At 37.1% G+C, this 14236-nt stretch carries 12 protein-coding genes; 6 read left to right on the top strand and 6 right to left on the bottom strand.

Annotation, left to right across the window (positions count from 1 at the left end; all coding sequences use genetic code 11):
* Positions 1 to 6: 6 nt before the first annotated feature.
* The gene (gene xseA, locus AC27G3_RS00520) at positions 7 to 1350 is read right to left on the bottom strand and encodes an exodeoxyribonuclease VII large subunit (protein ID WP_487117863.1); all 1344 of its coding nucleotides are present in this window, start codon (positions 1348 to 1350) and stop codon (positions 7 to 9) included.
* Between the two features lie 221 nt (positions 1351 to 1571).
* Between xseA and guaB the strand changes: the two genes are divergently transcribed.
* The 6 genes from guaB to AC27G3_RS00490 all read left to right on the top strand — a co-directional run bounded on the left by guaB (position 1572) and on the right by AC27G3_RS00490 (position 9243).
* Entirely contained in the window at positions 1572 to 3044 is a 1473-nt protein-coding gene (guaB, locus tag AC27G3_RS00515) for an IMP dehydrogenase (RefSeq protein ID WP_487117862.1), read from the top strand.
* Between the two features lie 246 nt (positions 3045 to 3290).
* The gene (gene guaA, locus AC27G3_RS00510) at positions 3291 to 4868 is read left to right on the top strand and encodes a glutamine-hydrolyzing GMP synthase (RefSeq protein WP_487117861.1); all 1578 of its coding nucleotides are present in this window, start codon (positions 3291 to 3293) and stop codon (positions 4866 to 4868) included.
* Positions 4869 to 5093: 225 nt separating this feature from the next.
* Positions 5094 to 5918, top strand: a complete 825-nt coding sequence (locus AC27G3_RS00505; protein ID WP_487117860.1) for a nidogen-like domain-containing protein — start codon at positions 5094 to 5096, stop codon at positions 5916 to 5918.
* Positions 5919 to 6012: 94 nt separating this feature from the next.
* A complete protein-coding gene (locus tag AC27G3_RS00500; protein WP_487117859.1) occupies positions 6013 to 6369 on the top strand; it encodes a RidA family protein in 357 nt (118 codons plus the stop codon).
* A 123-nt stretch (positions 6370 to 6492) separates the two neighbouring features.
* Positions 6493 to 7206: a glutathione S-transferase family protein gene (locus AC27G3_RS00495; RefSeq protein WP_487117858.1), complete on the top strand. Its 714-nt coding sequence runs from the start codon at positions 6493 to 6495 to the stop codon at positions 7204 to 7206.
* Between the two features lie 45 nt (positions 7207 to 7251).
* Positions 7252 to 9243: a RecQ family ATP-dependent DNA helicase gene (locus AC27G3_RS00490; RefSeq protein ID WP_487117857.1), complete on the top strand. Its 1992-nt coding sequence runs from the start codon at positions 7252 to 7254 to the stop codon at positions 9241 to 9243.
* 258 nt (positions 9244 to 9501) lie between these two features.
* Here AC27G3_RS00490 and AC27G3_RS00485 read toward each other — a convergent pair whose 3' ends face one another.
* From AC27G3_RS00485 to AC27G3_RS00465, 5 genes are all read right to left on the bottom strand, one after another.
* Positions 9502 to 11109: an AmpG family muropeptide MFS transporter gene (locus AC27G3_RS00485; protein WP_487117856.1), complete on the bottom strand. Its 1608-nt coding sequence runs from the start codon at positions 11107 to 11109 to the stop codon at positions 9502 to 9504.
* 90 nt (positions 11110 to 11199) lie between these two features.
* The gene (locus AC27G3_RS00480) at positions 11200 to 11529 is read right to left on the bottom strand and encodes a hypothetical protein (RefSeq protein ID WP_487117855.1); all 330 of its coding nucleotides are present in this window, start codon (positions 11527 to 11529) and stop codon (positions 11200 to 11202) included.
* Between the two features lie 250 nt (positions 11530 to 11779).
* Positions 11780 to 12388: a peptidylprolyl isomerase gene (locus AC27G3_RS00475; RefSeq protein WP_487117854.1), complete on the bottom strand. Its 609-nt coding sequence runs from the start codon at positions 12386 to 12388 to the stop codon at positions 11780 to 11782.
* 8 nt (positions 12389 to 12396) lie between these two features.
* Complete coding sequence (locus AC27G3_RS00470; protein WP_487117853.1) at positions 12397 to 12963, bottom strand: YajG family lipoprotein; 567 nt, start codon at positions 12961 to 12963, stop codon at positions 12397 to 12399.
* A 43-nt stretch (positions 12964 to 13006) separates the two neighbouring features.
* The gene (locus tag AC27G3_RS00465) at positions 13007 to 14167 is read right to left on the bottom strand and encodes a methyltransferase (RefSeq protein WP_487117852.1); all 1161 of its coding nucleotides are present in this window, start codon (positions 14165 to 14167) and stop codon (positions 13007 to 13009) included.
* Positions 14168 to 14236: the final 69 nt, after the last annotated feature.

The raw sequence follows: 14236 nt of genomic DNA, 5'->3' as shown, positions 1-14236 counted from the left end.
AACTTATTAATCTTTCACATGAGACTTTTCAATTACGCAAGTTGTGATTAAGCCATCATTTACTTGCAATGTAAGGTTTTGTCCTTTTGTAACTTGGCCAACCGTTTTAATGATTTTTGATCGTTCATCTCTTATAACACTATAACCACGAGCGATGGTAGCCAAAGGGCTAACCAAGTGTAGTTGGCTTATGGTGTGTGTAAACTTATCAGTGCTTTGTTGTTGAGACAGTTTAATCGATTTTACTAGTCTTGGTTTTAATTGCGCTAATGTCTCAATACTACGCTCTATATCCGTTATCGGCGATACACGTTGTAAACGTTGGTTGAGATGTTCGGGGCGAAGGGCGAAACGCTGTCTTTCTCGATTGATAGCTTGTTTTAGCCGAGCAGTTAGTTCGTCCGAGCGTTGTTGTTGATTTTGTAGATGTTGCTCAGGGTGTACTAAAGATAAACGATGCACCAAGTACGCTAAACCTTGTTTATTTTCTCGCAACTCTTGTTTTGCTGCATGAACGAGTCTTTGCTTACCGGTAATTATTTTATCAATTAGTTCGCGGTTATCTACTGAGACAAGCTCTGCTGCTGCAGAGGGGGTTGCTGCGCGTAAGTCAGCCACATAATCACTTAGAGTCGTGTCAATTTCATGACCAACAGCGCTGATTACTGGAATTGCGCAGTGATAAATAGCTCTAACTACTGCTTCTTCGTTAAAGTTCCATAGATCCTCTAATGAACCACCACCGCGGCCAACGATTAATACCTGACACTCATCTCTTTTATTCGCAGTATTTATGGCACTTACAATACTTTGAGTGCCTTGTTGACCCTGTACAAGTGCAGGGTAAATTATCACGTTAATATGAGGGTTTCGTCGTTTAAGCACAGTTAAAATGTCTTTAACTGCCGCACCTGTTGGTGAAGTAATAACACCTATAGTAGTTATATGGGGCGGTATGTTTTTTTTTCCTAATTGAGTAAACAGTCCTTCAGCATTAAGCTGCTGTTTTAATTGCTCATATTTTTGACGAAGTAAACCTTCGCCAGCATCTTCCATTTGCTCAATAATTAATTGAAAATCACCACGAGGTTCATACAAAGACACTTTCGCTCTGACTAAAACTTGCTGACCATTTCGAGGTGTTAAGCGGACATTGCGATTTGCCCCTTTAAACATTGCGCAGCGTATTTGTGATTTACTGTCTTTTAATGATAAATACCAATGTCCAGAACTGGCCGCAACAAAGTTTGAAATTTCACCACATAACCACACTCGATTAATCTCGTTTTCTAAAATAAAACGAACTTTTTTAGTGAGCTCACTTACTTGTAAAATATGTTGTTGTTGCATAAACGGTTGAGGTTGCTTTTTTATATAGGGAAAATCAAGGGCTATTATTTAATGATTCGATTGGCGATTCAATCCATTTTATTACTTTAAGAATAATTAACCGTATTTAACGACAATTAACGTAAAAAATAGGTTTACCTAAAACAATAAAACGGTTAAAATTCTGCCGCAATATTACTTCCAATCCTTAACCGAATCCCGAACTAAGGTAACATATTGCGATGCTTAGAATTGCCCAAGAAGCTTTAACTTTTGATGATGTACTATTAGTACCTGCTCACTCAGAAGTACTACCACACACAGCTGATTTAAAAACTAAATTAACACGTAAAATTGATTTAAATGTGCCAATGATTTCTGCATCTATGGATACAGTGACAGAATCACGTCTAGCTATTACCCTTGCTCAAGAAGGCGGTCTAGGGTTTATCCACAAAAACATGACTATCGCTGAACAAGCGAATAATGTTGCTCAAGTTAAAAACTATGAATCTGGCATTGTATCTTTTCCTAAAACGGTACGTGCAACAGATACGCTTGAACAAATTATGCAAAAAGCTGACGACATGGGCTTTTCTGGTTTTCCTGTTGTTGATGCCGATAATAATTTAGTGGGCATTATTACTGGTCGAGATTTACGTTTTGAAAATGATTTAAGTCAACCTGCTTCTGCGTTAATGACCAAAAAAGAAAACTTGATCACAGTAAAAGAAGGCGCAGCTCGTGAAGAAATTTTAGGATTAATGCATGAAAACCGCATTGAAAAAATCCTAGTTGTTGATGATGCTTTTAAATTATGTGGCTTGATTACAGCTAAAGATTATCAAAAGGCAGAAAGCAAACCTAATGCATGTAAGGATGAATTAGGTCGTTTACGAGTTGGTGCTGCTGTTGGTGTTGGTGCAGGAACTGATGAGCGTATTGATGCTTTAGTGCTTGCTGGTGTTGATGTATTGCTTATTGATACGTCCCATGGTCACTCACAAGGCGTTTTAGATAGAGTAAAAGAAACACGTAACAAATACCCTGATTTACAAATTGTTGCAGGTAATGTAGCGACAGGTGCTGGCGCAAAAGCTTTAGCTGATGCGGGCGTTGATGCAGTAAAGGTGGGGATTGGCCCAGGCTCAATTTGTACTACTCGTATTGTAACAGGTGTGGGTGTTCCTCAATTAACTGCTATTTCAAATGCAGTTGAAGCATTAAAAGGTACTGGAATCCCAGTGATTGCTGATGGCGGTATTCGTTTCTCAGGCGATATTGCAAAAGCCTTAGTTGCTGGCGCACATTGCGTCATGGTAGGCAGCATGTTAGCAGGTACAGAAGAGTCTCCTGGTGAAGTAGAGTTGTATCAAGGACGTTATTATAAATCGTACCGTGGTATGGGCTCATTAGGCGCAATGAACCAAAAAGAAGGCTCAAGCGATCGTTACTTCCAAAAAACAGATGGCGAAGCCGATAAATTAGTACCAGAAGGTATTGAAGGTCGTGTTGCTTATAAAGGTCCTGTTGCGGCGATTATTCATCAGCAAATGGGCGGTTTACGTTCATCAATGGGGCTAACTGGTTCAAAAGATATTGAAACAATGCGAACTAAACCTGAGTTTATGAAAATAACGTCAGCAGGCATGGGTGAGTCGCATGTACATGATGTGACCATCACAAAAGAAGCCCCTAATTATAGAATGGGATAAACTCGGTTGAGTTATTTTAGCTCAATTTCGGCGTTGCAAGTGCTCACCTAGTAAATTAGGCTCCGCGCTAGCGCCTTGAACCAGCACTAAAATATTCTCAAGTTGATGTAACGAGAAACATTCTTAGTTACTTCTAATAAAAGATAAAAATTCAAACACCCTGTGTTAATTAACAGCCCAGGGTGTTGTTATTTATAACTAGACCTTTAAGTGACACCTTTTAGGTAATAAAGTAGGAAAACAACCATGAGTAAAGACATTCATGATCACCGCATACTGATATTAGATTTTGGTTCTCAATATACGCAACTTATTGCACGTCGTGTACGTGAAATTGGCGTTTACTGTGAACTTTGGTCTTGGGATGTAACTCAAGACCAAATTAAAGACTTTAACCCGACAGGGATTATTCTTGCTGGCGGGCCAGAATCAGTTACTGAAGAAAACTCTCCACGTGCTCCTGAGTATGTATTTAATGCTGGCGTTCCTGTATTAGGTATTTGTTACGGTATGCAAACCATGGCTGAACAACTTGGTGGTGGCGTTGAAAGTTCTGATCATAAAGAATTTGGTTATGCCTCGGTTGAACTAATTGCCCAAGCTTCGTTATTTAACAAAGTAGAAGATAGTATTAGCGCAAATGGTAATGCATTGCTTGATGTTTGGATGAGTCATGGTGATAAGGTATCTGCTATTCCTGACGGTTTTGTTACTGTTGCACAAACACCAAGTTGTGCGTATGCAGCTATGGCAAATGAAGAGAAAAAATTCTACGGAGTGCAATTTCATCCAGAAGTTACTCACACTAAGCAAGGCTTACGTATTTTAGAGAACTTTGTCATAGATATTTGTCAATGTGAGAAGTTATGGACTTCAGCGTCTATTATTGAAGATGCTATTGCTAAAATGAAAGAACAAGTTGGTGACGATGAAGTTATTCTAGGGCTTTCTGGTGGTGTCGATTCTTCTGTTGTTGCTATGCTATTACATCGCGCTATTGGCAGTAAATTAACCTGTGTTTTTGTTGATAACGGCTTACTTCGTTTAAACGAAGGTCAGCAAGTTATGGAGATGTTTGGCGATCACTTTGGTTTAAATATTATTAAAATTGATGCCGAAGCAAGGTTTCTTGATCGCTTAGCGGGTGAGAGTGAGCCAGAAGCTAAGCGTAAAATTATCGGTAATGTGTTTATCGATGTTTTTGAAGAAGAATCTAACAAACTTGAAAATGCAAAATGGTTAGCACAAGGGACTATTTACCCTGATGTTATTGAATCTGCAGCTTCGGCAACAGGCAAGGCACATGTTATTAAGTCACACCATAATGTTGGCGGTTTACCTGATTACATGAAATTAGGTTTAGTTGAACCTTTACGTGAACTATTTAAAGATGAAGTCCGTAAAATTGGTTTAGAACTTGGTTTACCTTACGACATGCTTTATCGCCACCCGTTCCCTGGACCTGGTTTAGGTGTACGTATTTTAGGTGAAGTGAAAAAAGAATATGCCGACTTATTACGTCGTGCAGATGCAATTTTTATCGAAGAATTACATAAACATGATTTATACACTAAAGTAAGCCAAGCGTTTACCGTGTTTTTACCTGTACGTTCAGTTGGTGTTATGGGGGATGCACGTAAATACGATTGGGTTGTGTCACTACGTTGTGTTGAAACGATTGATTTTATGACTGCTCGATGGTCACACCTACCGTACGACTTCTTAGGTTTAGTCTCTAATCGTATCATCAACGAAATTGATGGTATTTCTCGTGTTGTTTACGATATTTCAGGTAAACCACCAGCGACAATTGAGTGGGAGTAATTACCACTAATGTGAATTACTGTTAATTTTTAAGGCCTTACAACTCTGTTGTAAGGCTTTTTTTTGTCAGATATTTTTACAACTTATTATGTACGTTGAATTTTGTTAAGTTTGTCTTTTTTAAGTTACTGTTTTTAAAGTGTTATATTTAATTTTTATTTTGGCTTGATATTTGCCTTTAGCGGTTGAAATATAATATTACTTTACAAATAAAAAGGATTTACTATGCATTTTAAAAACTTACTGCTTGCGACAACGTTAACGTTGGGCTCTTTTGCTTCATCTGCAACTATGTTAACTAATGGTTTAGGCGGTAGTGTTGGTTTTGGTGAAAACTCACTATCAGCCAATGACGATGCTTCAACAGCTTTTCTAGACTTATCAAGTGTCTTTACTGGCGGTTTGGATTTTTTTGGCACTAATTACACAGGTTTATATTTAAATAATAATGGTAATGTAACATTCGTTGATGAATTGAGTGCTTTTACTCCGTACTCGTTAATTGATGCGACTTCTAACCCAATTATCGCGCCATTTTTTGCTGATGTTGATACAAGAGGGGGTGCGGTAGCAGCATCTCCTGGTGGCAACTCAACTGGTAGCAATTTAGTTTATTGGGATCTTGATACAACAAATAATATCTTTACTGCTACTTGGGATGATGTTGGTTATTATGATAGTGAGTCAGACTTATTAAACAGCTTTCAATTAGCCTTAATTGATCAAGGTAATGGAGACTTTGATATTGAATTTCGTTATGAAGATTTAAATTGGACCACAGGTGAAGCGAGTGATGGAGTAGGTGGCTTGGGTGGAACAATTGCTCGTGCCGGTTGGAATTCGGGTAATGGCAGTAATTTTTCAGAGCTAAGTGCTGCTGGTAATCAATCAGCAATGTTAGGTTTAACTAACACATCAAACGTTGGTGTTGATGGCTTATACCGTTTTAGTGTACGTAATGGTGAAGTTGTCAGTGATATCCCAGAGCCAACTACAGTGGCTTTATTTGGTTTAGCACTTGTTGGTTTTGCAGCGAGACGTAAAAAATAACCGAACTAGCTAATTGTAAATTAGTTATACTAAGAAACCTTTTAGTGTGAGCTAAAAGGTTTTTTTATGTGCTGAATAAAGGTAGTTGAGCAAAATGACAATAGAAAGAATTGAAACCAAAACACGTATGAGTCGAATTGTTAAGCACAATGGTACGATTTATTTGTGCGGACAAGTGTGCAAAGACGCCACTAAGGGAATTCGCGAGCAAACTAGTTCGATGCTCGAAAAAGTTGATGAACTTTTAATTAGTGCAGGCAGCGATCGTAAGCACATTTTATCCGCCACTATTTATGTGAAAGATATGAGTTATTTTAGTGAAATGAACGAAGTTTGGGATCATTGGGTGCCAGAAGGTTATGCGCCAGCAAGAGCCTGCGTAGCAGCCCCTATGGCAAGAGATGTTTTATTAGTTGAAATCAGTGTTGTTGCCGCAGAAATTTCTTCATAGATTAACGGTAAACTCTTTACAATAAATTGAATAACCTTTACCGTTCAGGTAATTATATTGTTTAACCATAATACGTTGATCAAAATTCACGTTATTGGAAATATAGCGCTTTAAGGAAGATAAATGATTAAGTTATGTGGTTTTGGACAAGCACTAGGTGTACCTGATGCTAGCCCCTTTGTGGTAAAGGTTGATCTTTTTCTGCGAATAACTCAGCTTGAATTTGTCAGTAACTCGAACCCTAATAACCTAAAAAGATCCCCCAAAGGCAAGCTCCCTTTTATTGTTGATAATTCAAATAATAAAGAAGTCACTATTGCTGATTCTGAAAGTATTATTGACTATTTAACAGAAACTTATCAGCTTACGATTGATGATAAGTTAACTGAAGAACAAAAAGCTCAAGCACATTTAATCACCAAATCTTTAGATGAAAATCTTTATTGGTGTTTAGTGTATTCACGTTGGGTATTAGAAGATACTTGGCCATTAATGAATCAAAGTTTCTTTGGTGACATGCCATTCCCTTTTAAAACATTTATCCCTAAACTTATTCGTAAAAGTGTTCTTAAAAACTTACATGGCCAAGGCACGGGTCGCCATTCAACTTATGAAATAAAAGCAATTGCCGAGAAGAGCTTCTCAGCTTTGTCTGTACTTTTAGCTGATAAAGACTACATTTTCGGTTCAAGTATCTGCCGTTTAGACGCTGCTATATATGCGCATTTATGTGAATTTATTTTAGTTAATTACGATAATGAGTTTAATGTACTTGCCAGAAAATATGAGAATTTAGTTGCTTATTGCCAGCGGATCCAACAGCGCTACTATGATTAAATATTTATATACTAACGTTAGTGTTTTTTTACTTTTTACATAAAATTGGGAAGTCATATTTCTTTAAATAACACGTTAAAGCAACGTTTTGGTTTTGACTCTTTTCGACAAGGGCAAGAGCAAACCGTGAGTCAATTGTTAAGCGGTCATTCCTCATTAGCTATTTTTCCTACTGGCTCTGGTAAGTCGTTATGTTACCAGTTTACAGCCTTACATTTACCACATGTCACTTTAGTGGTTTCACCTTTGTTGGCGTTAATGAAAGATCAGTTAGCTTTTCTAAGTAAAAAAGGGATCCCCGCAGCCAGTATTGATTCAACGTTAAAAGGTCATCAAGTTCAAGAGATAATGACAAAGGTAAGAAATGGTCATATTAAAATATTAATGGTGTCAGTAGAGCGTTTTAAAAATGAGCGCTTTCGTCACTTTATTCAGTCGATTACTGTGTCCATGTTAGTGGTAGATGAAGCACATTGTATTTCTGAATGGGGGCATAATTTTCGTCCTGATTACTTAAAGCTACCGAAATACCGTCAAGAGCTAAATATTCCCTTGGTGCTGTTGTTAACCGCCACAGCAACCAAACAAGTGAAGCTTGATATGGCAGCAAAATTTGCTATTGAGTTGCCACATATCGTACAAACAGGATTTTACCGAAAAAACCTCGATTTATCGGTAAAACCGATCAGTAGCGCTGATAAGAACGAACAATTACTGTCCCTTATTAGAGCACAATCTGGCGCAGGTATAGTTTATGTTACTTTGCAACAAACGGCTGAACAAGTTGCTCAATATTTATTAGCGCAAAATATTAATGCACAAGCCTATCATGCAGGATTTGATAGTGATAAACGTGAGCATACTCAAGAAAGTTTTATGCAAGGCGAAGTGCAAGTTATTGTCGCGACTATTGCTTTTGGTATGGGAATTGATAAAGCGGATATCCGCTTTGTTATCCACTATGACTTACCGAAATCGATTGAAAACTATAGTCAAGAAATTGGACGTGCAGGACGAGACGGGCTTTCTTCCGCTTGTTTTACTTTAGCTAATTTAGATGGCTTAAATACTGTTGAAAATTTTGTGTATGGTGATACGCCTGAATTAACTGGTATAGAAACAGTTATAAACACGATTAAACTTGAGTCACAGCATCATCAAAATCAGCATCGCTGGGAATTACAAGGCAATCAATTAGCCAATGTAAGTAACATCAGACAATTACCACTTAAAACTTTACTCGTACAACTTGAAATTTATGGCGTTATTGAGCCGTTATATACTTATTTTGCTGATTTTAAAATTAAGTTGTTACAGCCCCAAGAAAAAATTATCGCGGGCTTTAACGTTGACCGACAAAACTTTTTAACTTCCGTTTTCAAGCATATAGCTTTTAAAAAAGTGTGGGGCAGCTTGAATTTTGAAAGTCTTGTGGCGGACAACATAGATCGTTCTCGTGTTATTGCTGCATTAGAATATTTACATGAACAGCAACTTATAGTACTGGAAACTAAAGGGATGACAGAAGTCTTTAATGTTGATTTGTTAAAGTTAGCTGAACCTCAATTAGCTGTACGTTTAGGACAATACTTCACAGAGAAAGAAGAGAAAGAAATTAAGCGAATTGCTGCATTAATTAGTTTTTTTGAGTCAGCAGGTTGTTTAACAGCTAACTTAGCTAACTACTTTGATGATCCTTACTTTGAAAATCAAGCAGGTGAAAATCATTGTGGCCACTGCTCTGTGTGTCGTGGCTTTTCTGCGACGCTTGAATATTCAGTAACCCCGACATGGCCAAGTGATGAACAATTAGTGCAAGTGTTAGCTACTTTTATTGAAAAACTTACAGAAAAGACTAATCAAGCAATCAGTGTAGAAACTTGCTGTCGTTTTCTTAGTGGTATGAGCTTGCCAATTTTTGCACGTAATAAAGTGCGACAAATGGCAGGTTTCGCTTTATGTGAACAACTTAGGTATGCAGACATTCGAAATAAAATTCAGTCACTTATAGAGACTGAACAAATAAACATACCTTAGTGTTATTACGTCACCGAGTAAGAAAAATCATCATGACAAAGAAAGCGATAATCACACTATTAAAAATTAAAATATAAACAAAGCCTTTCATCCCTTCTTTAAGGGTATAGCCTTTAATGTCGAGGTATTTCCACCAAATGAAAGACATGATGATAGGTAAAAGAAAGAAAAATTTAATCATTAATATTTTAATCTAATTAATATGGTTATCAATATGATAGGTTAAAAGCTAGTAAAGTGCCATTAGTTAATGCTTTCCTAGGATTTCGTTTTATCACTATCTTGTTTGTCTATTAAAATGGTTAAGGGCTTTCGTATTGAGTATAAAAATAACAAGCTAGGTATAACCATTAATGAAGTAGCAATAAAAAATAACGACCAGTCACCATTTAGCCAATCGACTATAATGCCAGAATACGAGCCTAACATTACCCGACCAAAAGTACCGAGCGAGGCCATTAAGGCGTATTGACTTGCCGTAAACGTTTGATTGCAAAGCACTGACAGTAGGGCAACAAAAGCGACAGAGCCCCAAGCTGAAGTGAAACCATCAACAAATACAGTAAAAGCAAATAATGCTTTGTCAGGGCCAACAACCGCCATTAGGGCAAACAATAAATTACTTGATGCCATGGCAATGCCGCCAATAAATAAACCTTTTAAAATTCCATATCGAATCGTAAACACACTGCCAATAAGCGAGAAAACTATTGTTACTCCCCAATTGATCATTTTGGAATAATAGGCAATATCCTCATTACTAAAGCCAACCTCTCGATAGAACACAATCGACATTCGTCCAAGGTAAGCTTCACCGAGTTTAAATAAGAAAATAAACAATAAAATTGAGATTGAAAGCCGCTTACCATTGCGGTCAAAAAACTCTTGTATCGGCGCGACTAGAGTCGTTAACAGCCAAGCAGTTAGGTTATAGACTTTATTGGTTGTTATTGCTTTCACTGTAGATGTTGTTTGAGCAATAGTACGGTTTAAATGACTGAGCTGTTTACTAAAAACGATCAATAACGTCACTATAAAAATAGTGATACTGGTAAACCTATACTCAGGTGAAATAATATTATCAGGCCAAGCAGGATAACCGATATTGGCATATAAGATGCTGGCTAATATCAATGGCAGAATTAATAAAATAATTAAAGGGCGATGGCCTTGAGAGGGGAGCGCTTGTAAATAGGTCGTTTCAATTTGATCATGTACTTTAGCTCTATTGCTTTTAGGCTCAGCCACTAAAAATGCGGTGATCATTAGCAAGACTGTTATGCATGCCAAAACAAAGTAAACTTCAGACCATTGCCAGTTGGGTTTATCAACCAAAATAAATGGAATAGCGCCTAAACCAGCATACCCTGTCCACCAACCTGCAGTAGCCATTGCTGCACCTGCTGCCATGGAGTTGCTGCCATTACTTGAAAGTAAATCAATACGGTAGGCATCAATTGAAATATCTTGTGTAGCACCTGCAATGGCAATAATAAGGCCGAACATTGCCATCATATTCAGCTGGTTACTGGCATCTAATGTTGTTAATTGCAAAGCTGATAAAACAATAACTATTTGAGTGGCGACAATCCAACTTCTTCTTTGCCCAAGCCTGTTAGTAAGTAATGGAATTTTTAGGCGATCGATTAAAGGCGACCAGAGAAAATTAATACTATAAGCAACAAAGATTAAACCAAATAAACCAATACTTGAGCGGCTTAATCCTTCGTCAGTTAACCAGCCACTCATTGCGGAGCCTATCATTACCCATGGAAAGCCGCTGGCAATACCAAAGAAGAATACACTGAGAAGCCGAGGATCTTTAAAATAGTTAATTGTTTCGCGAATAGTATGGGGAGATGACATTAAATGGCTAAGTTTATCTAGAATAAAAAGCTAGACTAACAAAGAGAGCAGCACTACAGAAGAGAAAGTTACAATAAATTTACTGGTCATTTATGCAATAGGGCGCCAGCCAATACAGTCGATTGGGTAACTCCCTGAGCCAGTAAAAAAGTCTAAACAGGTATTTATTTCACTTTTAAAATACAAGTCGTGATCTAAAGCTTGTGCGCCGTGTAAACTAATTTCATGCATTAAATGCCAAAAAACCCGTTCTTTTGCAGTGTTAGGACTTTCATCTGTGACGGCAAGTAAAGTCCATTCCCCCATGGTTTCTGAAATAAACTGATCTAATTCGGTATAGTGTAATTTTTGACTAATAACTGCGCTTATATAGGCTTCTAACTGGTTTGTTTTTTCATTGATAAACTGCTCGATTATCATAAAAAATCCTTAAAATATTCAAAGAACTTCTGCTTAAATCTTATCTGAAAATTTTTATTTTTATTGTTGTGATGTCTACGAGATAAAACACTGATATTCGAAGTATAGTCAGAAAGTACGAGGAAAGGCGTAAATAATTTGGATCTTTGTATAAATAATTTGTAACTATAATAATGTCAATAGCTTGGCTTTACTGGTTGAACAGTATACTTGACAATAAAGCCAACTATTTTAGTGATTATCTGAATCTTTAATCGTTTTGAGGTAATAAAGTTGCCTTAATTAATAATACAGGTTCAACGGGTACATCGTCCCAATTTAAGCCTTCATCGTAATGAGTTTTTACATTAGCCATCGCTTGCATAACTTCTTCTCCTTCGATGATTTCACCAAACACTGCGTAGCCCCACTGTCTGCCAGGATCTAAATTAGTATTGTCGCCCGCATTAAAAAAGAACTGACTATTGGCTGTATGAGGGCGGTTTTCTTTTGCCATAGCGATAGTGCCTAATGTGTTTTTAGAGCCGTTGCCTGATTCATTAACAATATCGTCATATAATTTGATAGGCCCGAATTCTTTATCGTAGCCGCCACCTTGCACTATAAAGTCAGGCATAATGCGATGAAAAAGTGTGTTGTTATAACGGCCATTGACGACATACATAAGAAAATTATCAACGGTAATTGGCGCTTTTACTCGATCAAGTTCTACGATAATGTCGCCCATCGAGGTTTCAAATTTTACTTTAGGGTAAATGTTGGTTGGGTCTATCGCTAAATTAGCAGAGACCTTTTGAGCTGAAGCCAAAGTGCTTGCCACTAAAAAGACAAGCGATAATATCAAGGGGATAAGTTTCATATAAACCTCTATTTAATAAATTGAGCGATTTCTTCGTTGGTAATAATACTTGCTAACGCACTCGATAATTGCTGTGAAAAGTCACGCTCTAGCACCGCAATGTCAGCGGTTAACGGTCCTGAGCTAGTACTACGGCTATTGAAAGTTTGTGTTAACGTTTGCTGGGTATTATTAACTTTTACGCGAAAGCTAATTGTGCTGTTAGCTTCATAAGACAGTGTGTCTTGTTTGACATTAATGAGTGCTTTATCAATTAACACATCGATTGAGTTAGTTGACGATTGATTAAACAACATACCTTGCTTTTTATACTCACTTTGAAGTGCTTGACTAACTACATCGACTAACTTCTTTTGTGATGTCATTAACTTTGCCGCTTCATCCTCTTTTATTATTTGAATCAGATGATGTGCTGTGCGTAAATCGGTGACATGAAATTGGGCATTTTTTCCTTGGTAATTGTTTTGTGTAGGAGTTGTAACTTCCGGAGAAATGATAATATGGCTCGGTGCATTACTACAATTTGATAAACTTAAAATGACGACGAAACCTAATAAACTTTTTATCATTTTCATTGTTTAATTCCTTATGGAGAGTGTTATGAACAGCTTACTAAAACTACCGCTTTATTGCTGATAATGTTACAAATTTATTGTTGGTTGCAATTTCTTTGCAATTTCCAAAAATTCTTTTTAATTTAATATGATAGGCAAGTTGTCTATTACCTATAATTCTCAATTCCCCGCCTTTTTTTAAGGCTCTAAAAGCATCGTTGAACATTTGCCATGCAATATGATCCGTTGTTGCTGTTTGCTGATGAAAAGGAGGATTGCATAAAACAAGGTCAATATCTTGTTCGTTTAAATCAGTTAAACAATCATTAACAATAAACTGACATTGCGAGGTTTGCTCGGGCAAATTTTTCTCTATATTGGCTTTAGCTGAGGCAATAGCCATGTAGGATTCATCTACAAAGCTGATGTTAGCAAGAGGTTGTGCGGCAAGTAGTGTTAGCCCTAAAACCCCATTACCACAACCTAAATCAATTACTTTTGTACCAGCTGAAATTCTTGGCAAACTTTGTAAAAAGTAACGAGCGCCTAAGTCAAGTTTATCTCTTGCATACACATTGGCGTGGTTGCTGATTGAAAAATGCGTTGTTGCAGGATAAGTTGGCGCTAAGTCCCATACAGTCGGAAAAGGGGACTGATAAGCTTGTTTGTTGTCTAACTGACAAAATACTAAACGGGCTTTTTTAACCGCTAAAGAGGTCGTCGTCGTTCCTAAGTATTTTTCAAATACTTTTAAGGTTGAAGAATGTATTTCTTTGGCGCGATCTGCTGCAATAAAAAGTAAATCTTTGTGATATGTATTTTTAATTTGGATAAGCTGTTCAGCGAGCAACGATTTACTTTTAGGTATTTTAAATATCACTAAATCGATACCTTCAGGGAGCTCAGCTAAGCTAGTCAGCTGGCTAATATTCGTATTGTCTAAATGATTTTGCTCAAGGTTATGTTTAATCCCTTGCTCACTAAGATAAGAGTCATTAATGCAATACACCTGATTACCATTAATGGATAAATTAGCCGTTAATGCACCAAAAGTATCATTAAAAATAAGCACTTTACTGCTTTGTTTAATAAGTGCTTGCTCATTAACATAATTAATTAAGTATTCATCGGCGGCATCCCAAGCTTGTAAACTCCGATTAACTTGAGCAACGGGAAATCGGTCTAAAAATAAATTTTTATCGTTAATAATGAATGGGCTGAGCATAAAGGGTAGACTTAATTTGTGATACCAAGTTGAATGAAATTGGTATGTGTGAAAATTTAATGGCTATTG

It is taken from the genome of Colwellia sp. SU-HH01217 (assembly GCF_057543495.1).
Note: the sequence above shows the minus strand (reverse complement) of the source record. Positions and strands in the feature narration are given on the sequence as shown.

Excerpts from the sequence above, each read along its gene's own strand:
- AC27G3_RS00480 (WP_487117855.1), bottom strand. The coding sequence starts at position 11,529 with ATGATAATCGAGCAGTTTATCAATGAAAAAACAAACCAGTTAGAAGCC.
- AC27G3_RS00465 (WP_487117852.1), bottom strand. The coding sequence starts at position 14,167 with ATGCTCAGCCCATTCATTATTAACGATAAAAATTTATTTTTAGACCGA.
- AC27G3_RS00495 (WP_487117858.1), top strand. The coding sequence starts at position 6,493 with ATGATTAAGTTATGTGGTTTTGGACAAGCACTAGGTGTACCTGATGCT.
- AC27G3_RS00500 (WP_487117859.1), top strand. The coding sequence starts at position 6,013 with ATGACAATAGAAAGAATTGAAACCAAAACACGTATGAGTCGAATTGTT.
- xseA (WP_487117863.1), bottom strand. The coding sequence starts at position 1,350 with ATGCAACAACAACATATTTTACAAGTAAGTGAGCTCACTAAAAAAGTT.
- AC27G3_RS00470 (WP_487117853.1), bottom strand. The coding sequence starts at position 12,963 with ATGAAAATGATAAAAAGTTTATTAGGTTTCGTCGTCATTTTAAGTTTA.
- AC27G3_RS00475 (WP_487117854.1), bottom strand. The coding sequence starts at position 12,388 with ATGAAACTTATCCCCTTGATATTATCGCTTGTCTTTTTAGTGGCAAGC.
- guaB (WP_487117862.1), top strand. The coding sequence starts at position 1,572 with ATGCTTAGAATTGCCCAAGAAGCTTTAACTTTTGATGATGTACTATTA.
- guaA (WP_487117861.1), top strand. The coding sequence starts at position 3,291 with ATGAGTAAAGACATTCATGATCACCGCATACTGATATTAGATTTTGGT.
- AC27G3_RS00485 (WP_487117856.1), bottom strand. The coding sequence starts at position 11,109 with ATGTCATCTCCCCATACTATTCGCGAAACAATTAACTATTTTAAAGAT.
- AC27G3_RS00505 (WP_487117860.1), top strand. The coding sequence starts at position 5,094 with ATGCATTTTAAAAACTTACTGCTTGCGACAACGTTAACGTTGGGCTCT.